The organism is Haloarcula rara (assembly GCF_029338235.1).
Classification (GTDB): Archaea; Halobacteriota; Halobacteria; order Halobacteriales; family Haloarculaceae; genus Haloarcula; species Haloarcula rara.
In genome coordinates this window covers 1,497,575-1,520,756 of the sequence record NZ_CP119785.1, presented here as the reverse complement: position 1 = coordinate 1,520,756, position 23,182 = coordinate 1,497,575, and the positions used below count along the sequence as shown (strand labels likewise).

Here is a 23,182-nt window from a genome sequence, read left to right as displayed (position 1 = left end):
ATTAGAACTCGTCGTCGAAGCTACCGATGCGGTAGGAGGCGTCCTCCTCCTCTTCGCCCTCGTCTAGGTCTTCGAGATGGATGACCTCGTCCTGGTCCATCTCGTCTAGCTGGGTGCGCAGCTTCGTGACGTAGCGCTTGTGCTCTTCCAGTTGCTCGCGGAGATGCTCGGCCTCCAGTTCGAGGCGCTCGTGCTCGCGGACGAAACTCTTCGGGACCTCGACTTTCGGCGGGAAGCTCTCGGAACTGGTCTCCTCGGTCGTCGCGGCCTCTATCTCGTGGTCCGGCGCGACCGTCACCTGGCCGTCGTGGTCGACGAGCGTGTCGACGTAGTCGCGAAAGACCGCCGACAGCGAGATGTCGCGCTCCTCGGCGATCTCCCGGAGCGTCTCGAACTTGTCCTCGCTGACCCGGAACGAGATAGTCTTGTTTTTGTTCCCCATGGTTGTGACCTATTCGTCTCTCATCGTATTTAATGGTTTGTCAGACGCTCGCACGGCACAGCAGACGAAAACGGCAGTGTTTACTTTAGCAGAGATTGGTTCGGAGAGCCAGAAAGGGGCGGCTGGCTCCGGGACGACGGCCGACGCAAGGACCGCAACGTAGTGAGGACCGCAGCGAGGCCCTCGACCGGAGCCAGCCGGGGCTTTCTGGCTGTTTGAACTCCAAATCTCCTGACTAAACACGGCCGACGAAAACACGCCAAACTGTTTACCAGCGGGAAAAGAGCGTCCGGTATGGACCCCACAGCACACCACTACGCTATCACCGTCAGCAATCTCGACCGCGCCGTCGCCTTCTACCGGGACACGCTCGGGCTCGACGTCCTGAGCGAGTTCGCCGTCGGCGGCGAGGCCTTCGCCACCGGCGTCGGTATCGACGGCGCGAGCGCCGAGTTCGTCCACCTGGACGCCGGTGACGCCCGCGTCGAACTCGTCGAGTACACGCCCGAAGGCGACGAGCGCCCCGAGGGCGGCCTCAACCAGCCCGGAGCGACCCATCTGGGGCTGGAAGTCGAGGACCTCGATGCAGTGTACGAAGAACTCTCCGGCGGGGTGGAAACTATCGCCGAACCGCAGACGACCGAGAGCGGGACGCGCATCCTGTTCGTCCGGGACCCGGACGGGACGCTGGTCGAACTGCTCGAACTCTAGTCGGCGCTGGCTTCCGCGGCGTCTTCCATGCTCTCGAGGGCCCCGACCACGGACTGGCGGTACGGCTCGACGTCGTCGCCGTACTCCTCGTGAGCCATCTGGATGTACTCGTCGATGTCCGGGTCCTCCGGGTCTGCCTCATTGAACCGGCGGATGCGCTCTAACGTACGCTCGGCCGCCTCGACGACCCAGCGGTCGCGGGTGGCCTCGTCGACCTGCGAGATGGACTCCGGACGGACGGAGACGTTCACGTCGCCCTCGTCGGTCTCGTAGGTCCGTGGTTTGCCCACGACGGAGACGTACGCTGGCGGCTCCAGCTCGCGCAGCATCGAGGCCGCGTCGGGCTGGTACTGCCCGGCGTACATGAAGAACGTATCGCCGTTCGGGTCGACGACCCGGCCCTGCCAGTACTCGCTGTCCTCGCCGACGTCTTCGGTTTCCGTGAGGGTGCCGACGAGGAACACCCGGTTGGCGCGCTGGCCGGTCGGCAACAGGACGTACACCGGCGCTCGGTCGTCGTCGGATTCCTTGAACGTGTAACTCGCGTCGTTGAACTCGCGGGCGAAGACGCGTCGGGCGACTTCGCGGGTTGGGGTAGTAGCCATCTATATCGACCTCGCTTTGATGAGTAGTTCGTCCGCATCCACGGTCCCGGTCAGTCGCTCCTGGTCGTCCGCCAGGACGTAGCGACCGAACGTCGGGCCGGTGACCCTGTAGTAGCGCCCGAGGATATCGGCGCGCATCTCGTCGGCGACGACCGTCGTGTCGAGCGCGTCCATCGCCATCTCTTTTGCCTCCTCCAGCGTGATTCCGGTGAGTTTCTCGGTGGCTTCCTCGTCGAAGATGACCTCTGTGACCTCCTGGCCGTCGTCGAGCACGCCCTTGATACGGAGGTCGAACTCCCCTTCGACCTCGCCGTGCTCGCTGCAGCGGCCGTTCTGGAGGACGCGGGTGCACTCCTCCTCCGGACAGCGCTTGATGAGCCCCGAGCCCGACTGGATGTCCACCAGCGCGCCCTCGACCTCGACGCTGTCGTCGCCGACCTCGATTTCCTCGTCCAGCTCCTCGATAGTCGTCGTCCGGTTGAGTTTGACCGAAAAACGGCCCTGGTACTCGTCGGTGACGACGTTGCGAAGGCTGTAAGATTTGCCCTCCTCCAGTTCGGGCAGGTCGGATTTGGACCACTTGGTGAACTTGATAGTGCCCGTCTCGTCGCCAAGCAGCCCGACCTGGGCCACGGCGTCGGCGCGGGGGTCCCACAGCTCGACGACCGTCGCGCGGACGTCGACCCACTCCTCGGGGGCGTCGACGTCCGCCAGGTCGACCTGTTCGTTGCCGCCGCCACCGCCGCCGAGCTGGTCGCGCTCCATCCCGGCCTCGTCTAAGTACGTGTTGACGACGCTCCGGCGGGCCTCGCTCGCGGGCACCTTGTACTCGTTGACCAGCGTGTCGAGGCGCTCCTCGACGTCGTCGACGTCGATGTCGAGCTGGTCGGTAAACTGCTCGTGTATCTCTTCAGCGTGGGTACGCAAATCTGTCTCTGACATTGGCTTTCACTGTCTCCGCTTTGTTTTTCGGTGGGAGACAATCGACGGTTGGTCGCGTTCGGTTATAAACTCTCGTCTGGCGTGGCGAAAGTGAAAGTCCGGGACGGCCATCTGGGTGCCACGTGGCCCCGTCGGGAAGATTGATTTGGCGTCGGCCGATAGCGTGGGTATGGCCGACGACGACGCCCGGCTGGAGCGCTTTATCAGCGGAACCATCAGGTCGGTCGGGAACCAGCTCTCCGAGGCCAAACGCGCCTACAGCGACGGGAAGCGAGCCGCGATGGCCGGGCTCCCACGCGACGACGATGGTCGCGCCAGAATCGTCTGTCGTCGCCACGCCGACCGCCGCGCGGTCTCGCTCGACGAGCAGGCACGGCCCGAGTGTTTCGACCCCGACCACCCCGACTGCCAGGGCTGTGTGGAGGACATCGAGGCCGGCAGTATCGAGACGTGGTGACAGTCGAGCGGACAAAACCGTCATTACCGCTGGCGACTTCTGGCGGCGTATGGGCGTTCTCCGGCAGTTCTGGCTCACCGTCGTGCCGCTGCTAGTCGGCTTCTCCGCTGTCGGCCTGCTCGTCCTGGCCGCGCTCTTTCCCGAGCAGCTGTTTGCCGTCGACAGCGTCGGGTACATCGCCACGGCCGCCGTCGCGCTCGTCTGTCTCGGCGTGCTGGTCTGGCAGCTCGCGACCGGGACCGGGTCGGCTCGGGACCGATTCCAGCCGCCTCAATAGCGAGGTTTCGCCCCCGGTCGAAACCTCGAACGCGACGCGGTGAACGGAGTGAACCGCAGAGCTGCTGTGGGTCGCTTCAGCTTCGTCGTTCAGCGATGTCCCGCTGTGCTCCACGGCTCCCGTGGGTCGCCGTCGTCGGGCGGCACCGCCGCTCGACTGCTTGCGGGACCGGAGGCCCCTCTCCGTTTGCGATCGAGGCGTCCTCCGGTCACGCCTCGCTCTCCCCGTTCCGCCGAGGTTCTTCGCTGCGCTCAGAACCTCGCTATGCTCCGCGGGTCGCTTCGCTCCCCGCGTCGCCTGGAGACTCCTCGCGCTGCTCGGAGTCGCCCTAGCTTCTCATCGCCCCACCATCAACCGGCAGCGCGGTCCCGGTGACATACGACGACCGGGCCGAGGACAGATACGCCACTACGTCGCCGAGTTCCTCGGGCTGTCCGACCCGGCCCAGCGGCGCGTCGGCCCACGCCGCGATGCCCTCCTCGTAGGAGTCGTACTCCCCGCGGGAAACAGCGGCCTCGACGAGCTCCTCGATACGCGGTGTCTCGTGGGCCCCAGGGAGCACCGCGTTGACCCGGACCTCGGGGGCGAACTCGCGGGCCTGGGTCTTCATCAGCCCGATGACCGCTCGCCGTACCGAGTTCGAGAGGACGAGGTCGTCGATGACCTCCCGGACCGACCGGGAGGTGATGTTGACGATAGTGCCGGCGTCGGACTCTTTGAGGTAGGGGTAGGCGTGGCGAGTCGTCCAGACGACGCTCATCACCAGCAGGTCGTAGGCGGTGTACCACTCGCGCTCGGTCGTCTCGATGAACGGCCCCGGCTCGGGCCCGCCGGCGCTCGTGACGACGTGGTCCAGGCCGCCGAAGGTCTCGACGGTCTCCTCGACGAAGGCTTCGACCTCGTCCGGGTCGGTGATGTCGGCCTCGACGGCCAGGACGTCGCCGTCACCGATATCCTCGAGGGCCGAACGCGTCTCCTCGACGTGGGCCGGTGTCGTCCCACAGACGGCCACGTCACAGCCCTCGCGTGCGAACCGCTCGGCGCTCGCTCGTCCGAGTCCGCTCGTCGCGGCCGTACACAGTACAGCGTTGCCCGCAAGTTCGAGGTCCATACCACAGTAGACGGGCGAGTCGGCCAAAAAACTCGGTGCCCTAGCTGCCCCAGAAGTTGTCGCGGCTGCCCAGGCGCTCGCCGTCGTCCTCGTCATCGTCGTCGCCCTGATAGCCGCCCTCGTCCGCGTCGTCGCCGTCTGCCTCGTCGTCCTCGTCCAGTTCGAGCCGTTCGAGTTCGTCCGCCCGCGCGTGGTTCGACCGGACCTTGGTTATCTGGACCTTCGACCTGGCCGGCGGCAGGACGCCGTCGACCATGACGATGAAGCCGTCCTCGGTCCGGCCGACGCCGGCCCCGCTCTCGTGGATGTCGTCCACCTCGACGACGACCTCCTGACCCGGCTTGACGGGCTGGCTCTTCAGGTCCGAGATGGGCTGGTTGTAGTGGTTACACCACTCGGCACCCCCGCGGTCGCCGTAGTGCGTACAGCCCATCCCCTCGATGCGTTCTGTGAAGCTCGGGCAGTCGTCGGCGAGCGGACAGTCGGGCATGCGTCGGGGTACAGTGGCCGCCGGCAAAACGCTTGCGACCTGCCAGAAGGGACGGGAAGCGACGCCGAGACGGTCGCGCAGTCGACGGCATCACTGACCGACACCAGGTTGTGGTGGGGCCAGCGGCAGGCGCTCGCAGTACCCTCGGCGGTTCCCAGTGAGATGGCCGGCCACCCCGCCGCTGTCGGTGAGACTGCTATCAAACGTGAATACTGCCGCTATAAGTATAAGTAATAGATTACTCTCAGTCCTCGTATGGCGGACTACGCTTCCAGATTCGGCCAGGGCGGCTTGAACGACCAGGTCGATATCGACGCGCTCGTCCGAGAGATCGGGCTTGACCGGACGGAGATTCAGTGGCGGAAGGAGTTCGTGAACTTCGACGACAGCGACCGGGAGCGACTGGCGGCGCTCCGGCCGCTGTTCGAAGACAACGCCGACGCCATCGCCGAGGCGTTCTACGAGAACCTCACGCAGTACGACGAGACGGTCGAGGTCATCAGTCGGTCGCCCAAAGCCGTCGACGCCCTGAAAGACACCCAGCGAGCGTATTTCGTCACGCTGGCCGACGGGGAGTACGACGACGACTACTTCAAGAACCGCGCCCGCATCGGCAAGCTCCACGATATCCTCGAGATGCCGATGAAACACTACATCGGCCAGTACGGGGTCTACTACGACCTCATCCTCCCCTTGCTGACCGACCGGGCGAGCGAACGCATCACCGAGCGGCTGCAGACCGCACTCGGGGACACCGCGACGGACGGCGGCACCGCCACAGCCGGCGGAGATGTGTCAGACGGGGACGTGCTCGACGCCGTCGAAGCGGTGGTCGAGGACGAGGTCACCGACCTCCGGGAGGATATCACGTCGGTCCTGCGCATCATCAATCTGGACATGCAGGTCGTCGCGGACACGTACATCCACTCCTACAGCCAGAAGCTCGAGGCGGAAATCGAGGAGCGCGAACGGCTCGCCGCGGAGGTCGAGGACGACCTCGAAGCACCGATGTCCGAGCTCAAAGAGTCCTCCGACGGCGTCGCCCAGTCCTCCCAGCAGATATCTGACCTGACCGGCGAACAGTCCGAACGCGTCCAGTCCATCGCCAGCGAGGTGTCGAACATGAGCGCCACCGTCGAGGAGGTCGCCGCCAGCGCCAGCGAGGTCGAGGGCAACAGTCAGCGGGCACGCGAACTCGCCGAGGACGGCCAGTCGGCCGCCGACGACGCCATGGGCGTGATGGACGACGTCGGTGACGCCGTCGACGACGTAAGCGACGACGTGGACGAACTACAGGACCGCGTCGGGGAAATCGACGCCGTCGTCGAGGTCATCAACGACATCGCCGAACAGACCAACATCCTCGCGCTGAACGCCTCCATCGAGGCCGCCCGCGCCGGCGAGGCCGGCAGCGGCTTCGCCGTCGTCGCCGACGAGGTGAAGTCCCTGGCCGGCGACTCACAGGAGCGCGCCCAGGAGATAGAGACGCTCGTCCACGCCATCGAGGCCGACACCGAGGACACCGTCGAGAGCCTGGACGAGACGACCGAACAGATAGAGGCCGGCGTCGAGCGCGTCTCCGAGGCGATGGAGCTGCTCGACGACATCGCCGACGCCGTCGCCGAGACCGCCCAGGGCATCCGCGAGGTCTCCGACGCCACCGACGAACAGGCCGCAAGCACCGAGGAGGTCGCGAGTATGCTCGACGAACTCGTCGCCCAGGCCGACACCGTCGCCGCCGAAGCCGAGCAAATCGCCGCCGCCAACGAGGAACAGGCCGCGACGATAGAGGAAGTCTCCCAGGCCGTGGGTCGGTTGACGGAGAACTAGGGAGCGTCGACCACTCCACCAGCCGAATATCGTCGAGTCGGTGACACTATCGGCACCCGGCAGTCGAGGTGCGGCTGGCCCGCTACCGACTCACTGACGGCGATATCGGCTTTTTCGGTCGCTACGTCACCGAAGCTCTTCTCGATGCCGTCGGCAGGTCGACGAGGGTCGTCCGACCGTTCCCCAGTCGACAGAGCGGTCGGTGGTGCCGTCGCTGGAACCGACCCCCACGTGGCCCGATTGAGCTACCCACGGCTAAAGCCGTGGGTTTTCGCCTCGCACTTTCTATAAGTACACCAGTAGAGTGTGGGAAAATATTAACCGCACCTATATATAATTGCATAGTAATGAAAAGCAATATTAATTTCGTGAGTGAGAATGAAAGGGGGGTGAGTCCAGTTATCGGCGTGATACTGCTGGTCGCCATATCGGTCGTACTGGCGGCGGGTGTCGGAGCCTTCGCGCTCGGATTCGGGGATAAGCAACAGGAAAGCTCACCCGCACCAGCTGTCGATTCGACGGTCGACGACCAGCAAGTCACGTTCAGTATCGACGGCGGGAAATCGTTCGACCCCAGTGACGCGAAAATGGAGGTCGAGGTGACCGTCGCGGACACGGCCAGCGGAGCCAGTAAAACAACGAGTTTCTCGACGTCGCTCGACGGGAGCAAGACCAAGACAGTCACCGTCGACGGCACGGATGTTGACGTCGAGTACACGCCCAGCATCGACGGGGACGAAGTGACCGCAGGGGACTCGTTCAAAGTCTCACTCAGCGGCGGAGAGAGCGACATCGAAATCGCCGGCTACGACACGAGTGTCGTCCGGTCTACGTCCGACGACTCCTCACAGGTACTCTACTCCGACACCTATAGCAGTCAACTCTCCGCAAGCAGTGGCGGCGACGGTGATGGCGACGGTGACGGTGACGACGATGGTGACGGCGACGGCGATGGCGACGGCGATGGCGACGGCGACGGCGATGGTGACGGCAGCCTGGCCATCAGCAACAGTGTGAACAGTACGAGCGCCCCGTCAAAGCTCACCATGGAGGTCACCAGTGGGAGCTTCGACGGCTACGACAATTACATCAGTCTCGAATATACGCTAGAAGACACTTCGACCGGCACGACCGACAGTGAAGTGTTCCAAGAACGGGCCAAAGTAGATTCGTTCCTCTATAGTGCGGCGGTTGATGGTGACCCGTCGTTCCACAAGGTCGGAGGCGCGTCGGGCACGTACACGGCCTTTACCGGCTCTGACGAGGACTTCAGTTCGGGCGACAGAATGGAGGCCATAATAGATTCCGATAACTCCGATGTAGAGGTCGTCAAGATTCGAATGGCGATCATAGAAGGCACCAGTAACGATGTACTGTACCAGGAAACCGTCATCGACAACACCTGAACACGACCTGCCGTGACGTGACTGGCATATCATAGCCGCCGTAGGCAGGTTGTCGACGTAATCGACGCGTCAGTGCGGACACAGTGGTGTTCGCACAGGGACCTCGGTGAGCGGATGCCACCGTTGTATCCGACCGGGGTGCGGCTTTCAGGGTTCGAATCCACTGGCCGCTTCGCTCGTCGCGGGCGAGACGTTCCCGTTGGTCACGTCTCGTGCTCCTCGCAGAAGCGGGCACGGTGGGATTCGAACCCACGACCGTCGGATTAGAAGTCCGACGCTCTATCCGGGCTGAGCTACGTGCCCTCATCGGGGATAAAACAGGGCACCGTCAAAAACCGTGCGAATCGGACGGCTACGGTGGGCAGTAATTCTCCAGTGCGAATATCGCGGGTTGCCTGCGCCTCGACAGCGGCCGATACTAACAGCCAGAAAGCCCCGGGCTGCTACACTCGGGGGGCTCGCTGCGCGCGCTCACTCCGTTCGCGTGCTTACGTTGCCCGCCTTCGTGTAGCAGCCCGCCCCTTTCAGTCCACCCGTAGCCGGTTGGTCAAACAGCACTGGGTGGGACTGAAAGGGGCCGGACTCTCGACGTTCGAGACGACGCAAGCACTGGAGCGAACGAAGTGAGCGAAGCGCGCAGCGAGTCGCAGTAGTCGAGAGTCCGGGGGCTTTCTGGCTGTTCACACCCGCGGCACCGTACACAACCACGACCCCTCACTCCCCGGGCCGGTCCACGTTCCGGAACTCGAACCGCGCCCCGCCGGCGTCGCTCTCCGTTACGGAGACCGTCCACTCGTGGGCGTCGGCGATGGTGCGGACGATGGACATCCCGAGGCCGGTGCCCTCGTCGGTAGTGGTGTAGCCGTGGTCGAGGACGGCGTCGCGTTCGTTTTCGGGGATGCCGACGCCGTCGTCTTCGACGAAGAATCCGCCGCCCTCGAGCGGGCCGACGGTGACAGTGAGACCGCCGCCATCGCCCAGCATCGCTTCGGCCTCGTCGGGACGTCCGTGTTCTATCGCGTTTCGAAAAAGGTTCTCGAAGACGTGGAGCAGGTAGTCGATGTCGGCGAGAATGATGGCGTTCTCGGGGACCTGCAGGGCGGCGCCGCCGGTGTCGACGTGGGCCCAGGCGGTGTGGGCGGCGCTGGCGACGTTGACGCGGTCCGCGTCGAGGCTGTCGCGGTCGACGGTGGTCAGCTCGCGCAGCTCCTCGACCATCTCGCTCATCCGGCGGATGGCGCGGTCGACGTCGTCGAGCCGGGAGAGGTCCTCCGTCTCGCGGGCGAGTTCGAGGTAGCCCGAGGCGACCTGGATAGGGTTGCGCAGGTCGTGAGAGACGAACTGGCCGAACTCCTCTAGGCGTTCGTTCTGGCGTTCGAGCTGGGCGGTGCGGACCTGGAGCTGGCCGCGCTGGCGGCGTTCCTCGGTGATGTCGCGGGCGACGACGACGACCCCGGCGTCCTCCCCCGTGGAGTTTTCTATCGTCGAGACGCCGATGTCGTAGAAGCGCTGGTCGCCGTCTATCTCGCAGGCGAGGATGGTGTCGTCGGCGACCGGGGCGCCGGCGACGGACTGCTCGTAGCAGGACAACAGCGTCGGCCGGGCGGCAAAGGCCGCCTCGACGGGTTCGGTCGGGGCGTCGGCGTCGGGGGGCCGGCCCAGCAGCCGGTTCCCCGGCGGGTTCGTGTACCGAATCGTCCCCTCACGGTCGACGATGTAGACGGCGTCGTCCATGCTCTCGATGACGGCCTGCCGGGCCAGGGGCTGGATGTCGAAGAAGAAGTCGTTGACGTACGACCAGCCGATGGGGATGGCGGCGATGGTCGCGCCGTAGGTGATGAGCTGGACGTTAGGCCAGGGGTTTAGCGCCGGGAGCAACGTCGTGTGTTCCGAGAGAAAGAGCACGGAGAGGCCGAACTCGATGGAGCCGACGACCGTCATCACGAGCAGCTGGGGCCGGTAGCTGGCGAAGGTGCGTTTCCACGTGGAGACGATGACGACGTGGGCGACGCCGACGACGCCGAAGATGTAGACGCAGTTGAGCCAGAACAGCGGGCCAAGCGTGAGTTCGAGCAGACGGAGCTCGCCCATGGAGTCGAGCGCGAGCGCCGACCAGTACAGCTCGCCGGGGTTGAGGAGCACCAGCGCGACGAACGCGACGCCGACGCCGACGAGCGGGACCAGAAGCCGGCGGTCGAGCAGTTCCCGGCGGTCGGTGTACTGGGCGGCGAACACCCAGAACGCCATCGCGAACAGCGGGCTCATCGCGTGCCGGGCGACGAACCACGGGCGCTTGCCGGCCACCGTCGGCGGGAGCAACTGCCCGACGTACAGTGACGACCACACGGCCAGTGTGACCATCAAGAGTGTGTAGGTCCGCGCGCCCCGCGTCGCTCGCTGTTGCCAGGCCACCCCCGCGATGAGCAGCGCGAGCGCTGTCGAGAGCATCCCGAGGACGACGACGGGATGGGTGAGCGCGCTCATACTCCATTATACTGCAAGTATTACGAGTCAGTTACGGCTTTCGGCGGCGCGCAGGCGCCGATACTCGAGTCTCGTGTAGTGGGCGACCGTGCGGCAGATTCCGTCGCCCGTCATCCGCCGGCCGGAGGTCTCGACGAGAACACGGGGACAGGTGGCGGTGTCGTAGGCCCGGCCCAGTCGGTGGCTGAAGGTCACGTCCTCGTTGGGGCCGCTCGCGAACCCTCCCACGTCGAAGTACGCCGGCCGGGAGACGAAGACGTTGAACCCCGGGAACGGCGGCGGCGACAGTCCGGGTAACCCGTGGTTGAAGAGGCATTCGAACGGAACAGTGCGCCAGCCGCCGGTGACGCGACAGCGGCTGTTGGCCCCGGCGAGGTCCCGGTCGCGGACGAACGCGAGCAAAGCCTCGACGTAGTCGGGTCGCAGGCGGGTGTCGGCGTCGACGAAGGCGAGCCACCGGCCACTGGCGTGGCGGGCGCCGCGGTGTCTGGCGTCGCCCTGGCCCGTCGCCGGGCCGGTGAGGACGCGAGCGCCGTGGTCGCGAGCGATAGCTCGGGTGGCGTCGTCGCTATCGCCGTCGACGACCAGACACTCGTGGTCGACCGACGCCGCCGCCGACCGAATCGAGGACAGCGTCGCGGGGAGATAGTCGGCCTCGTTCCTGGCGGGCACGACGAAACTGACCGTGGGGTCACCCGTCGAACTCGACATCCTCGTCGGTGGCGTCGGCGGTCGTGATAGCGATGGTATCGGTCGTCTCGACGGCGTCTACCCCGTCGATGGCACAGACGTCGGCGACGCCCTCTTGGGGGACCGAGACGGAGAGGTCGTCGAACTGGAGGCGGCGTTCGACGGTGGCGCCGGCGGCTTCGGCGGCCGCGGCGACGGCGTCCGGGTCCGTATCGTCGGCCGTTGTCAGCGCCAGCGCGACCGACTCGCCCTCGATGGGCTCGGCGCGGATACTTCGGACGGCTCGGGAGACGTACATTACTCCGAGGAGGGGCCGCCGGGGCCTTGGTTGTGGCGCTCGGCGCCGTCGAGGCGGGACTCGGCGATGGCGAAGGCGAGCGTACTCGCCAGTCCCAGCAGCGTCCCGCCGGTGAGGACGACGGCGAGATACTCCAGGGTGCGGCTACCGAGAAAGAAGGCGCTGAGTCCGTGGAGGACGCCGCCGATGGCCAGCACGTAAAAGGGCGCATTGAGGTAGCGCCACTCGAAGCTCCCGTTGAGGTACTCGTCGGTGACCCGACCAAGGCTGGAGGTGATGCCGGCGGCGGCGAACCACTGGACTGCGCCGTAGACCAGGGCCGCCAGCACCTCGACGGCCGAGAGGGGTTTGGGCTGATTCTCGTAGGCGGTGACACCGCTGAGCCCACCGATGGCCAGCAGGGCCGCGGCGACGACGTAGGTGATGATGGTGATGCGGCCGCCGTAGAAGCCGGAGGTGGCGCGGTCGACGGCCTCGTCGAGGATGCGCTCGACGCCGAGCCCACGGCCGAGGACGTACAGCCCCAGCAGTCCGGAGATGATACCCAGCGCCGACCCCGGATAGCCCAGCGACTCGACCGCGATCGTCATCGGGTAGATGAGCAAGAGGATGCCCAGCGGGACGAGAATCGTCCCCCGCGTCTCGGGGTCGTTGAGCACCTGTTTGATGGTGTAGTACATCGATTCGAGGTCCTGTGCCTGCCGAACGACGACGCGGCGGACCCCGTCGATGCGGATACGCGAGCGGATGACCGGCACGACGGACTCGTCCTGGGCGCCGTCGGTGACGACGATGGCCCGGACGTCCTCGCTCGCGGACAGTGACGCAAGCACTGTGTCGACCTCCTCGCCGACGGCACGGTTGGCGGCCACGTCGCCGGCGTCGACGCCCGTGACCGCCGCGACCTCGACGGGTTCGTCGTCGATCTCGTCGGCGATGTGGACCCCCTCGAAGAGGACGTTCACGTCAGAGTCCTCCGGGTCCGCGCTGGCCAGCGCGACGGCTGCGTCGACGACGTTGTCGCGGCCGACGACGGGCGTCTCCACGTCGGTCTTGCGCCCGAGGTCGTCGTCCAGGTCCACGCACAGCACCAGCAGCATTGGTCGGTGGTATGCCAGCGGCCTTTAACTGTCTTCGGGCGTGGGACAGTTTCTCGTACTAGTTGGTGCGACGTTCCACGACGAGCAACACGGCGAGCCCGACGATGAGCAGGGTGTACGAGCCGGCGGCCATCAGCGCCGCCCCCTCGTCGGCGTACTCGCCGGTCCGGAAGATGATGGCCTTCCGGACCATCGCGATGACGCCCGTGTAGATGACCAGCCGGACGATGCGGCGGGTCTCGCTCTCCTGGGTGTAGGCGACGACGGTCTGGTACACCTCGACGATGATAAACAGGAGCAGGGCGGTGTCGATGAAGCCGACGACGACCAGCGGGTCGGTGATACGCCCAGAGAGAGCGCTCCTGAATATCTGGAGCCCGAGGTCGAACACGCCGATGGCAAACAGCAACACGATGACCAGCGCGGCGATGACCTCGACGTAGCGGATGAGTTCCTCACTGGCTGCCAGGACCCGCTCGTCGAGTGAGTCACCCATCGGGAGCGACCCGCCGACCGGGTCGGCCTCCTCGTCGTCCATACAGTCTCTTGGAATCTGACACGTATCAACGGCGTGCCTATCTAGCGTGGCCGGGGTCGGCCGGCCGAGCCTCGGGCGGCTGCTCCGTTGGGCCCAGCCGGGCGACGAGGGCGACGACCGGGAGCAGGAGCAGTCCCCCGACGACGAACGGGGCCCAGAAGCCGACGGCGGCGTAGAGCCCGCCCATCACCGGCGGACCGACCGCCCGGGCGAGACTGCCCGCCCCCTGCGTGACGCCGAAGGCGCTGCCCTGCAGGTCCGCGCTGGCCCGCTGTGAGACCAGCGCCGTCAGCGTCACCGAGAGGATACCGTTGCCGACCGGCAACAGCGTGAGTATCGCCAGCAGGCCCAGCAGGTCCGGCGTGAGAAGGGGGACGAGCCCGGAGAGGTCCGGCAGCACCCACCCGAGCGACCGGGAGAAGGGGAGTGCCCCCACAGCGGTGGCGAGCGCCGCCGCGCCCGCGACGGCGAGAGGCACCGGGCCGTAGCGGGCGGTCAGGCGGCCGATGAGCACCCCCTGGGTGAGGACGGCGAGCAGGCCGATGTAGGTCAACAGGAGCGCGCTCTGGGTCGCCGTGTAGCCGTAGACGTCGGCGACGTAGGGGATGAACATGACTGTCACGCCCGAGAACGCGAAGGAGACGAGGAAGAAGGCGGTGAGCAGCTCCCGCAGCCCGGCGGTGGTGACGGCGGCCCGGAGCTGGGCGATGGCCGACGGGCGGTCGACGCGGCCGGCCCCGGTGTCACGGTCGGGCGTCCGCGACTCGGGCAGGAACAGGAGTGCGACGACGACGCCACAGAGGCTGAAGAGGGCGGCCGCGAAGCTCGGCAGGGAAAAGCGAGTGATGGGTATCGCCGCGGGCGCCACGGCGTCGACGGCGGCGATGGTCGCGTCGAAGCTCAACACGGCGCCGATACCGGGCCCGAAGATGAATCCGAGCCCGAAGGCGGCGCCGATGTAGCCAAGCGCCGCGGCCCGCTTCTCGGGCGGCGTCACGTCGGCGACGTACGCCTGGGCCGTCGAGAGGTTCCCGCCCATCGCGCCGGCCAGCATCCGGGCGGCAAAGAGGAGCCACAGCGCGTCGGCCAGCCCGAAGAGGGTCCAGGCGACGACCGAGCCCACCAGGGAGAGCACCAGCACCGGACGCCGGCCGACGCGGTCCGACACAGACCCCAAAAGCGGCGCGAAGACGAACTGCATCGCCGAGTAGGAGGCCGCCAGCAGGCCGATGACGAACTCCGTCCCGCCGGGGAACGAACGCGTGTAGTAGGGGAGGATGGGGACGATGATACCGAAGCCAAGCAGGTCCAGAAAGACCACGGCCAGTACGATGGCGAGCCCGCGTCTGCGGGCGGTATCCGACATACGCTGACTGGCCGTGGCGGAGGTATAAGCCCGGCGGCGAGAGCGGAGTCAGGTCCCGTCGTCCGTCTCGCTCGACGGGTCTTCGGCCGTCTCCAGAATCGTGTCTATCGTCTCGAGTTCGGTGTTGAGCGCGTCGTCACCGATGGCGTCGGCCTCGGTCGCGAAGTGGTCGCGGAACTCGCCGAGCTGGTCCCGGTGGTCCCCGGAGAGCGTCAGCGGCTCGGACCGCTGTTCCCACTCGCCCAGCGCCGACGGGTCGGGCGGGACGGCGACACCGTCTTCGTCCGGTTCGAGCGATAGGTCCCGTTCGGTCGCCATCCAGTTTTTCAGGAGGTCGGCGTACCGCGAGAGCAGGACGGCCTTCCGAACGCCCGTGGTGTCGAACGACGACGAGCCCGACGGGAAGGTGATAGTCTTCGTCGTCTCGTGCTCGCTTCCCGTCCGGTCCTCCCAGCTCGCTTTGAGCTCCATCGTCCCCGCCGACGACTGCCGGTCGACCTGGACCAGTACGACCCCGCCCCGGGTCCCCCCGTCCTCCGTTGGCGACGCAAACAGCGTGTTGACCTGCATGAGCTCGCCGGTCGCTGCCTCGGCCGCCGTCGAGCCGTACACCTGCGCTATCTCGTAGCCGTCGGCGTCCAGCTCGACGGAGAGGTCGAAGACCAGCGGCGTCACCATGTATTTGAACCCGTCGCTGAGCCGCTCGGTGAACTCCTCGGTCGAGTGGACGCCGTAGTAGTTCGCCCCCCGGATAGCCGTGAGTTCGTCGACAAGTTCGGTGTTGAAGTCGACGCCGACCCCGACGAACGTCGTGTGGATGTTGTTGTCTTCGGCGTGGTCGGCCAGCCGGTCTGCCAGCCCGTCGTCGTCGGTCTGTCCCAGGTTCGGCATCGCGTCGGTCAGGACGAGCATCCGGTTCTCGGTCGTCGACTGGTCGGCGTCGCTGTACTCCGTGAGCTGGTCGGTCGCCGTCGACAGCCCGGCGTCGAGATTTGTCCCGCCCCCGGCCTCGATGTCCTCCCTGATGTGGTCGCGAATCGCGTCCATATCCGTCCGCTCGACCGCTCGGAGCGGCTTTGCCAGGCTCGCGTCCGAGCCATAGAGAACGACGCCGAGCCGGTCGTCGGGGCGGAGCTGCTCGGTGAGGTCGACGAGCGCCTGACGGGCCACCTCGATTTTCTCCGTGTCGGTGTCGCCCTCGGGTTCGTGGCGGTTCCCGAACCGGTCGTAGTAGTACTCCGAGAAGGAACTCCCCATCGAACCGGAGATGTCGAGGACGACGACCAGGTTCAGCTGCTTGCGCTCGAACTCGCTCTCGTCGATGCCGGAGTGCAGCCCGACGGTGAAGTACCGCTCCGTCTCGCCCGACAGGGGGTCGGGCGTGACGGCCGGCGAGTACGCCGGACAGAACGTCGACGAGCAGCTCCCCGCCGAGCCGGTATCGAAGTAGTAGTCGTAGAACAGCCCCTCGTAGGCCAGACTCTGTGGCTGGGGGAGATACCCCTCCTCGACGTTCCGGCGGAACGTAGCGATATCCTTCGCGCCGCCGGCCGAGAGCCCGATGCTCTCGGTACTGCCACTCGCGCTGCTGGCGGGCGCCGGGGCGCTCGTCGCGGTGGCCTGGCCGCCACCCGACGACTGGGAGTGGCCACCGGCCGTCTCGCCCGGCTCGTACTGCCAGTCGTCGATTTTTGCCACCGACGGGTCGCCGGGAGTCGGCGTCTCGGTCGTCGTGTCGGGCGTCGGGTCGTCCCGGTCCTCGGGGGAGCCAAGCGACGAACAGCCCGCCAGCGCGGTTCCAGCGCCCGCCGCGAGCAGTTTGATGTACGAGCGTCGGGAGTTACCGTCGACCATACGTGGGCCGACACGGGTGCGGACCCTATAGGCGACGTTCGCTCAAACCCGCGTTTGAGCGTCGCCATCCGCTCGGCCAGTTTCGCACGCTTTTTGTCACTCCACGAGCAAGGATTGGTACTCAATGATCTCCGAGGGCTGCGAGCAGTGCGCCAAAGGCGGTAAGATGGTGCTATTCGTCTACGGCTACTGCGACCAGCGGGACTGCTTCTACTGTCCGCTCGGGGAAAATCGCAAGAACGTCACCCAGATGTACGCCAACGAGCGTCCCATCGAGGACGACAGCGACGTCATCGAGGAGGCAAAGCGCATGAGCGCGCTGGGGACCTCTATCACGGGCGGGGAACCACAGGAAGTGCTCGACCGGACCTGTCACTACCTCGAACTCCTCAAAGACGAGTTCGGCGAAGACCACCACACGCACCTCTACACCGGTATCACCGGCGGCCGCGAGAACATGCGCCGCCTCTCGGAAGCGGGACTGGACGAGATTCGCTTCCACCCGCCGCTTGAACTCTGGGGCGACATGCACGGCACCGAGTGGGAGGAGATTCTCTACATCGCCCGCGAGGAAGGGCTCACCCCGGCCTTCGAGATTCCGGGCATCCGCGCCGAACCGGAGTTTCTGGAGTTCCTCGACGAGGGTGCCGCGGACTTCTGCAATATCAACGAGTTCGAAATGTCCGACGGCAACTACCGCCGGATGCAGGAGGAAGGCTTCGAACTCAAGGAAGACCACATGAGCGCCGTCGAGGGGAGCCACGACATCCTCGAGACGATGGGCGACCACGAGAAGGTCTACTTCTGTACCAGCGTCTTCAAAGACGCCGCCCAGCACCGCTCCCGACTGAAACGGATGGCCCGGAACATCCGCCGGGAGTTCGACGACGTCACCGAGGACGGCACGCTCGTCTACGGGAAGGCGTGGGTGAGCGAGGCCCGCCTCGACGAACTGGGCGTCCCCGAAGAGTTCTACGTCGCCAAGTCCGACCACGTCGAACTCGCCTGGTGGCTCCTGGAAGAGATGGTCGAGGAAGGCGACGTGCCAAAGGGCGAAATCGTCGAGCAGTACCCGACCTACGACGGCACGGTCGTCGAACGGACGCCGCTATCGGGCGGGGCGAGTGGCAGTCGGGCGACCGCGGACGATTAACTGTACGGCGACCGTAGGGAGCCGTTTCACCGGCCCGACTGGAAGGAGGCCGGCCTTTTTCGCGCACGTTTTTCGAGGAGCCCTCCCCACAGCGAACGGAGTGAGCGAGGAAGGGCGACGATGAAAAACGTGCTAGAGCGGACGCCGCTATCGGGCGGGGCGAGTGGCAGTCGGGCGACCGCGGACGACTGAGCATACCGCGCCGAAGGCGCGGTTTCACGGGACCGACCGGAGGGAGGTCCCGCCTTTTTCGCGCACGTTTTTCAAGGCGCGGTGGGCGAGCGAAGCGAGCGCACCCAACGCAGAAAAAGGTGCTCGTGCAGTACCCGACGTTGGCTATTAATTTCCATAGTATATTTGGAAATTTTTATATTTTCTCTCTGTGTTGTATACGCCCACAACGGACAGATACTGCGCATGGGACGAATAACAGCAACCATGTCGGGCTGAACTCGGCGGCGCGGACTATTGCTATGGAGAGACTCTAGATGGATACGGACCGTGCGCGTGAGATTCTCGGGGTGTCGATTTCCGACGACGACGAGGAACTGGAAGCGGCATATCGGGAGAAGGTGAAAACACACCACCCCGACGTGACCGACGACCCGGACGCTGCAGGCAAGTTCCGCAAGGTCCAGGAAGCGAAAGAGACCCTCGAACAGTTCCGACAGCGAGAGCGAAACGGCGACCTGGCGAGGTCCGGCGACTCCGGGCGGCGGCGTGAGCGACGGCGGCCCGACTGGTCTAACGCGGGCCGGGGGCAAACCGACCGACAGTCCCGTACCGAGCGGACGGCACGTGCAAGCCAGTACGACCCACAGTGGTCCGAGCGCTCGCGGTCGACGCCGGGACATGCCGACCGGTGGGTGGACCGCGAGAGGGACGATCGGACAGCCGAGGGCGAATGGCACTACGAGTCCGCGACGAGTCGACACAGCGCCTCGTGGACCGCCGATGGCGTCAGCGGAACCGGGTCCAGAAGCGTCACCCGGCGCGGGGAGCGAACAGCCAGCCGTACAAGTCGGAGCCGGCGCCGAGGGAGCGAAGACCAGGCAGCGACCACGGCCGACGATGCCGAACAGACGAACAGGCCACTGGGGGCTCGAGTGGGGTACGCGGCGGGTATCGGGTCGGTGATGTATCTCGCCTTTCTGCTCGCACTGGTCGGGACCGCGTCGCTGCTCCCGACGGCGGCGGCTGTGGCATTCGTCGCTGGGGCGGGTGGGCTAGCGTGGGCCGGAAGCCGGCATCCGCTCTCGACGGCGGGGACGATTGGGCTGCTCGGACTGTCAGCCGTCGGTGTCCTGCCGGTTGGGTCGGTATATTCCCAATCGGGAACGATGCCAGGTATCGCGACGTACAGCCCGCTGGGAATCGATATGCTGCTCGTCCTCCCGATAACCGCGGCGGCGGCCGGTATCGCGTACGGGACGGCGGTTCGCGACAGCGAGCGCTAGACCGACCAGTCGGCTTAGTAGTTGTACAGCGACACCACGAAGGGGAGCTTGCCGTACATCCACACCGCAAGCGGGATACCGACGATAGAGAGCGTCAGCGTGTAGGCGATACCGGTCCAGACGCCGCTGGCCCACCAGCCGACCAGGAGGAACCACAGCGCCCGCACCGGAATCGAGTACTGTGACGTGCCGGTGCCTTCCTCGACGTACCGCTCGCGTCGCTTCAGCGAGAGGACGTACGGCACTTTGTTTATCATCTTGATACCCAGCGGGATGCCGATGATAGTGACGTTCAACAGCCAGGCTATCGAGAGCCAGAGGCCGGTGAGCCACCAGCCGACGAAGACGAACCAGACGGCCCGGACGAGGAGGGAGGGGTGGTCAGCCATACGACAGGTAGGGTGCAGACGGAGATAAGTAACACGTCTGAGCGGGTCAATGACGCTGACTCGGCACTACTCGGTGATGCTATCTTCGGTCGTGTCCACCGACCTTTTTCGTCGATAGAAGGCCGGACTCTGGGTTGCGATTCCGGTGAACCGAGCTCACACTATTCGACGCCTCGCTACTCTTCGAACACGAACGTTCCATCTTCCTGTACCCGCTCACCGTCGACCTCGATATAGCTGTCCTCGCTCATGTCGACGATCATGTCGACGTGGACCGCCGAGTCGTTCTGCTCGTTGTCCTCGCCGACGGTCTCCTCGTAGGCCCGGCCCACGGCCATGTGGACGGTGTCGCCCATCTTCTCGTCGAAGAGCATATTGTAGGTGAAGCGATCGATATCTCGGTTCATCCCGATACCGAGCTCGCCCAGCCGGCTCGCGCCCCCGTCGGTGTTCAGTACTTCGGTGAGCAGGTCCTCGTTTTTCCCGGCGCTGTGTTCGACCACGTCGCCGCCGGAAAAGCGGAGGAAGACGTCGGTAATTTCCCGGCCCTGGTGGTAGAGTGGCTTGTCGAACAGCACCTCGCCCTCGACGCTGTCGGCGACGGGCGCGGTAAAGACCTCGCCGCCGGGGAGGTTCTTCTCGCCGTAGTCGTTGAGCGTCGGGTTGCCGGCGACGGACATCGTCACGTCGGTGGTGTCCCCCGAGACGATGCGAACCTCGTCGGCGGGGTCTAAGATGTCGACCATCTGTGACTGGTGTTCCCGAACGGCGTCCCAGTCCTTGTTGACGGCGTCCCAGACGAAGTCCTCGTAGGCCTCGGTGGACATCCCCGCCAGCTGGGCGTTGGCGGCGGCGGGGTACTGGGTGAGACACCACGGCTTGGAGAGGCGCTCGGCGAGCAGCGGCTGCATCGCCTGCTGGTAGGCGGCGTTTGTCTCGGGGTCGACGTCGCTGGTCTCGGTGACGTTCGCGTTGGCCCGAATGGCGATGTAGCAGTCCATCGCCTCGTAGAGCGCCTCCATGTGACCGGGGGTCTCGAACTCGTCGCGGTTCCGGAGGAAGGCACGTTGATAGCGCTCGCCCAGCCGGTCCTGGACGACGAGCGGGTTCGCGCCGCGGTCGGCGGCGAGTTCGTGGAGCGCGACGACGAGGTCCTCGGCGACGGGATGGGCGTCGATGACGAGGTCGTCACCCTCGGAGAGATCGATGGAGTGGTCGACGATGACAGACGCGTGTTCGCGGATTCGCGGGTCCATACCTGCAACTCCGGCGTCGCGCCCAAACCCTTTTCGCCGGCGGCTACTTCTCGCGGCCGCCCTGCATCCCCTCTTTGAACCCGAGGATGGACCGTCGGACCATCAGGTACATGAAGAAGAAAAAGCCCAGGACGAGCGCGAGAAGCACCCACGTGAGCAGCCCGACCTCTATCATAGCCGGCGGTTGACGGCCACCGGACAAAGAGGTTTCGGGGCGCTACGACCCGTCGAGTTTAGTTGAGAGAGTTAGAGTGCTAACAGCCAGAAAGCCCCGGCCAGAAGAGCAAGTCACCGCGGCTGTGTGACCGTCTCGAACGTCTCGCCGTCGGGCGAACGCAGGCGGGCCCGGAGCGTCCCCTCGTCGACGTCGAGTTCGGCGTGGGCCGGGCGGTAGCGGCGCGGGTCGGCGTAGCTCCCGGGATTGACGAGCAACCGACCGTCGAGTTCGCCGAGTTCGGGCCGATGAGAGTGGCCGACGACGACGACGTCGGCGTCCTCCTGGCGGGCGAGCATGGCCAGGGCGGTATCGGAGTGGCGGTGGCCGTGGACGACCAGAACCCGGTAGCCGGCCCACTCGACGGTCGCCTCGGCTGGCAAGCGCTCGCGAAGCGCCGGCCGCTCGTTGTTGCCGGTGACGGCGGTGAGGGCGTTCGCTTCGGCCTCGATGGCGTCGTAGACGGCCTCGGTCGTAAAATCCCCGGCGTGGACGACGTGGTCGGCGGCCCGGACCGCATCGAGAGTGTGGCCAGTCAGTCGATGGGAGTTAGTGCCGTGCGTATCGGAGATGACGGTGAGCATACCCCCACTGGTCGCTCCAGATATAAATCCAGAACCACTTTCAGCCCCCATCGTGAGTGGCCGGTAATGGCAGGCAGCAAATCAGTCGTCTTAGCCGCCCTGGTCGCAAACGGAGCCATTGCTATCCTGAAGTTCTTCGGCTTCTTGTTGACCGGGAGCGCAGCGATGCTGTCGGAGACCTACCACTCCCTCTCTGACACCGGCAACCAGGTGTTCCTCCTCATCGGTATCCGCTTTTCCGAGCGGAAAGCCACCCGAAAGCACCCCTTCGGCTACGGGAAGTCACAGTTCTTCTACAGCTTCCTCGTCTCCGTGTTCCTCTTCGGTATCGCGGGCTGGGAAAGCCTGAAACACGGCTACAGCGAAATAACCAGCCACGGCGGCCACGGCGGGGGTAGCGGGGGCATCGATTTCCTGTTCATCCAGTACACGCCGCCGGCGTGGCTCGACCCGCTGTGGGTCAACTACTCGGTCCTGCTTGGCGCCTTTGCCTTCGAGACGTGGGCGCTGTACAAGGCTCGCGCGGAGATGCAACGGCAGATGAAGCGCAACGACTGGGACAGTTACAGGGAGGCGTTCCGCAAGACCAGCGACGTGACCACGCTGACAGCGCTGACCGAGGACACTATCGCACTGCTGGGTATCGTCATCGCGCTCGTGGGACTGGTCCTCGCACAGCTGACCGACAACCCCATCTACGACCAGATTTCGGCAGTGCTCATCGGCATCATGCTGATGGGCTTCGCGCTGGCGCTGGCCTGGGAGAACAAGCGGCTCCTGCTGGGCGAGAGCCTGCCGAAAGACGAGGGCACGCGACTGCGCGAGGTCATCACCGACAACGAGCACGTCGACTCCATCGTCGACTTCCGGACGGTGTATTTCGGTCCCAACGAGGTCATCGTCTCCGCGGATATCGCCTTCCGTAACGGTCTCGGGACCGAGGAGATGGACGACATCATCAGCGGTATCGAGGACGAGCTGAAAGCTACCAACGGCGACATCCGGAAGGTGTACATCGAGCCCGAGGCGGCCCCGGACGAGGCCTGAAACGAGCGGACCGCACGACGTTTTGGAACCCACAGTTCTGGTGCCGGTGTCCTTTGGATTCTGAACGACAACAGTGGTGAACGAGTACCGTGTATCTACTAGCATGAACGACAGGTCGACAGCGGCGCTCGGTCGTATCGCCCGGCTCGCACTCGTCGCGCTGGTCGTCGTGCTCGCGGCCACCGGCCCGGCCGCCGCCCACGCCGGCGACGACGGCACGCATCACCACGACGGCTGGATGGGCACCCACGGCGGGATGGGGTGGGGCATGGGCTGGGGCGCCTGGTTCCTGTGGCCCGCGCTCCTCCTGCTGGGCGGGGTCGCCGCCTACGCACTCCTCAGGCAGGCCAACGGCGGCACCGCCGGTAGCGACGACGCGATGTCGGCGCTCCGGGAGCGGTACGCCCGGGGCGACATCGACGAGGAGGAGTTCGAACAGCGGCGCCAGACGCTGCAACGTGGGGAGTCGTAAGGAGTGAGT

General features: G+C 65.7%; 25 protein-coding genes and 1 tRNA gene. 9 read left to right on the top strand and 17 right to left on the bottom strand.

Features of this window, described 5'->3' with window-relative positions; genetic code table 11:
- Position 1 precedes the first annotated feature (1 nt).
- Positions 2-442 (bottom strand): DUF8146 domain-containing protein, encoded by a 441-nt coding sequence (locus P1K32_RS08065; protein WP_220588336.1) that lies wholly within the window; start codon positions 440-442, stop codon positions 2-4.
- Between the two features lie 294 nt (positions 443-736).
- Here P1K32_RS08065 and P1K32_RS08060 point away from each other — a divergent pair, with 294 nt between their 5' ends.
- Complete coding sequence (locus P1K32_RS08060) at positions 737-1,153, top strand: VOC family protein (RefSeq protein ID WP_276249231.1); 417 nt, start codon at positions 737-739, stop codon at positions 1,151-1,153.
- Here P1K32_RS08060 and P1K32_RS08055 read toward each other — a convergent pair.
- Positions 1,150-1,758 carry an RPA family protein gene (locus P1K32_RS08055; RefSeq protein ID WP_276249230.1) on the bottom strand — a complete coding sequence of 203 codons (609 nt, stop codon included), beginning with the start codon at positions 1,756-1,758 and terminating at the stop codon, positions 1,150-1,152. The two genes, P1K32_RS08060 and P1K32_RS08055, sit on opposite strands and share 4 nt — an antisense overlap.
- Positions 1,759-2,700, bottom strand: a complete 942-nt coding sequence (locus tag P1K32_RS08050) for a replication factor A (protein WP_276249229.1) — start codon at positions 2,698-2,700, stop codon at positions 1,759-1,761.
- Between the two features lie 169 nt (positions 2,701-2,869).
- On the opposite strand from P1K32_RS08050, the gene P1K32_RS08045 reads away from it, so the two are divergent.
- Both P1K32_RS08045 and P1K32_RS08040 read left to right on the top strand, forming a co-directional pair.
- Positions 2,870-3,157: a DUF7091 family protein gene (locus tag P1K32_RS08045; RefSeq protein ID WP_276249228.1), complete on the top strand. Its 288-nt coding sequence runs from the start codon at positions 2,870-2,872 to the stop codon at positions 3,155-3,157.
- 49 nt (positions 3,158-3,206) lie between these two features.
- Positions 3,207-3,434, top strand: coding sequence for a hypothetical protein (locus tag P1K32_RS08040; protein WP_276249227.1), 228 nt, complete (start codon positions 3,207-3,209; stop codon positions 3,432-3,434).
- A 328-nt stretch (positions 3,435-3,762) separates the two neighbouring features.
- Here the strand turns inward: P1K32_RS08040 and P1K32_RS08035 are convergent, their stop codons facing one another.
- Entirely contained in the window at positions 3,763-4,545 is a 783-nt protein-coding gene (locus P1K32_RS08035; RefSeq protein WP_276252148.1) for an SDR family oxidoreductase, read from the bottom strand.
- Between the two features lie 40 nt (positions 4,546-4,585).
- Positions 4,586-5,035, bottom strand: coding sequence for a TRAM domain-containing protein (locus P1K32_RS08030; protein WP_276252147.1), 450 nt, complete (start codon positions 5,033-5,035; stop codon positions 4,586-4,588).
- Between the two features lie 255 nt (positions 5,036-5,290).
- On the opposite strand from P1K32_RS08030, the gene P1K32_RS08025 reads away from it, so the two are divergent.
- Complete coding sequence (locus P1K32_RS08025) at positions 5,291-6,865, top strand: globin-coupled sensor protein (RefSeq protein ID WP_276252146.1); 1,575 nt, start codon at positions 5,291-5,293, stop codon at positions 6,863-6,865.
- Positions 6,866-6,933: 68 nt separating this feature from the next.
- Positions 6,934-8,271 (top strand): type IV pilin N-terminal domain-containing protein, encoded by a 1,338-nt coding sequence (locus P1K32_RS08020; protein ID WP_276252145.1) that lies wholly within the window; start codon positions 6,934-6,936, stop codon positions 8,269-8,271.
- Positions 8,272-8,499: 228 nt separating this feature from the next.
- Here the strand turns inward: P1K32_RS08020 and P1K32_RS08015 are convergent.
- The 8 genes from P1K32_RS08015 to P1K32_RS07980 all read right to left on the bottom strand — a co-directional run bounded on the left by P1K32_RS08015 (position 8,500) and on the right by P1K32_RS07980 (position 16,601).
- Positions 8,500-8,574 (bottom strand) — tRNA-Arg (locus tag P1K32_RS08015).
- 411 nt (positions 8,575-8,985) lie between these two features.
- Positions 8,986-10,755 (bottom strand): sensor histidine kinase, encoded by a 1,770-nt coding sequence (locus tag P1K32_RS08010; protein ID WP_276252144.1) that lies wholly within the window; start codon positions 10,753-10,755, stop codon positions 8,986-8,988.
- Positions 10,756-10,782: 27 nt separating this feature from the next.
- A complete protein-coding gene (locus tag P1K32_RS08005) occupies positions 10,783-11,466 on the bottom strand; it encodes a glycosyltransferase (RefSeq protein ID WP_276252143.1) in 684 nt (227 codons plus the stop codon).
- Positions 11,447-11,743 (bottom strand): hypothetical protein, encoded by a 297-nt coding sequence (locus P1K32_RS08000; RefSeq protein WP_276252142.1) that lies wholly within the window; start codon positions 11,741-11,743, stop codon positions 11,447-11,449. The genes P1K32_RS08005 and P1K32_RS08000 overlap by 20 nt, the downstream gene beginning before the upstream one ends.
- On the bottom strand, positions 11,743-12,843 hold the full coding sequence (locus P1K32_RS07995) for a DUF373 family protein (protein ID WP_276252141.1): 1,101 nt from the start codon (positions 12,841-12,843) through the stop codon (positions 11,743-11,745). The genes P1K32_RS08000 and P1K32_RS07995 overlap by 1 nt, the downstream gene beginning before the upstream one ends.
- A 58-nt stretch (positions 12,844-12,901) precedes the next feature.
- Positions 12,902-13,381 carry a phosphate-starvation-inducible PsiE family protein gene (locus P1K32_RS07990; protein ID WP_276252140.1) on the bottom strand — a complete coding sequence of 160 codons (480 nt, stop codon included), beginning with the start codon at positions 13,379-13,381 and terminating at the stop codon, positions 12,902-12,904.
- A gap of 37 nt (positions 13,382-13,418) precedes the next feature.
- Positions 13,419-14,747: an MFS transporter gene (locus P1K32_RS07985; protein ID WP_276252139.1), complete on the bottom strand. Its 1,329-nt coding sequence runs from the start codon at positions 14,745-14,747 to the stop codon at positions 13,419-13,421.
- Positions 14,748-14,795: 48 nt separating this feature from the next.
- Positions 14,796-16,601, bottom strand: a complete 1,806-nt coding sequence (locus P1K32_RS07980; protein WP_276252138.1) for a vWA domain-containing protein — start codon at positions 16,599-16,601, stop codon at positions 14,796-14,798.
- A 124-nt stretch (positions 16,602-16,725) separates the two neighbouring features.
- On the opposite strand from P1K32_RS07980, the gene P1K32_RS07975 reads away from it, so the two are divergent.
- Together P1K32_RS07975 and P1K32_RS07970 are read left to right on the top strand one after the other, a co-directional pair.
- Positions 16,726-17,754, top strand: a complete 1,029-nt coding sequence (locus P1K32_RS07975) for a radical SAM protein (protein ID WP_276252137.1) — start codon at positions 16,726-16,728, stop codon at positions 17,752-17,754.
- A 488-nt stretch (positions 17,755-18,242) separates the two neighbouring features.
- Entirely contained in the window at positions 18,243-19,211 is a 969-nt protein-coding gene (locus tag P1K32_RS07970) for a J domain-containing protein (protein ID WP_276252136.1), read from the top strand.
- A gap of 14 nt (positions 19,212-19,225) precedes the next feature.
- Here the strand turns inward: P1K32_RS07970 and P1K32_RS07965 are convergent, their stop codons facing one another.
- From P1K32_RS07965 to P1K32_RS07950, 4 genes are all read right to left on the bottom strand, one after another.
- Positions 19,226-19,600 (bottom strand): YccF domain-containing protein, encoded by a 375-nt coding sequence (locus P1K32_RS07965; protein WP_276252135.1) that lies wholly within the window; start codon positions 19,598-19,600, stop codon positions 19,226-19,228.
- Positions 19,601-19,776: 176 nt separating this feature from the next.
- Positions 19,777-20,856: an aminopeptidase gene (locus P1K32_RS07960; protein ID WP_276252134.1), complete on the bottom strand. Its 1,080-nt coding sequence runs from the start codon at positions 20,854-20,856 to the stop codon at positions 19,777-19,779.
- Between the two features lie 43 nt (positions 20,857-20,899).
- On the bottom strand, positions 20,900-21,031 hold the full coding sequence (locus P1K32_RS07955) for a DUF7859 family protein (protein WP_268899159.1): 132 nt from the start codon (positions 21,029-21,031) through the stop codon (positions 20,900-20,902).
- 113 nt (positions 21,032-21,144) lie between these two features.
- Positions 21,145-21,654, bottom strand: coding sequence for a metallophosphoesterase (locus tag P1K32_RS07950; RefSeq protein WP_276252133.1), 510 nt, complete (start codon positions 21,652-21,654; stop codon positions 21,145-21,147).
- Between the two features lie 66 nt (positions 21,655-21,720).
- Here P1K32_RS07950 and P1K32_RS07945 point away from each other — a divergent pair, with 66 nt between their 5' ends.
- Positions 21,721-22,701, top strand: coding sequence for a cation diffusion facilitator family transporter (locus P1K32_RS07945; RefSeq protein ID WP_276252132.1), 981 nt, complete (start codon positions 21,721-21,723; stop codon positions 22,699-22,701).
- Positions 22,702-22,804: 103 nt separating this feature from the next.
- A complete protein-coding gene (locus tag P1K32_RS07940) occupies positions 22,805-23,173 on the top strand; it encodes an SHOCT domain-containing protein (RefSeq protein ID WP_276252131.1) in 369 nt (122 codons plus the stop codon).
- Positions 23,174-23,182 lie beyond the last annotated feature (9 nt).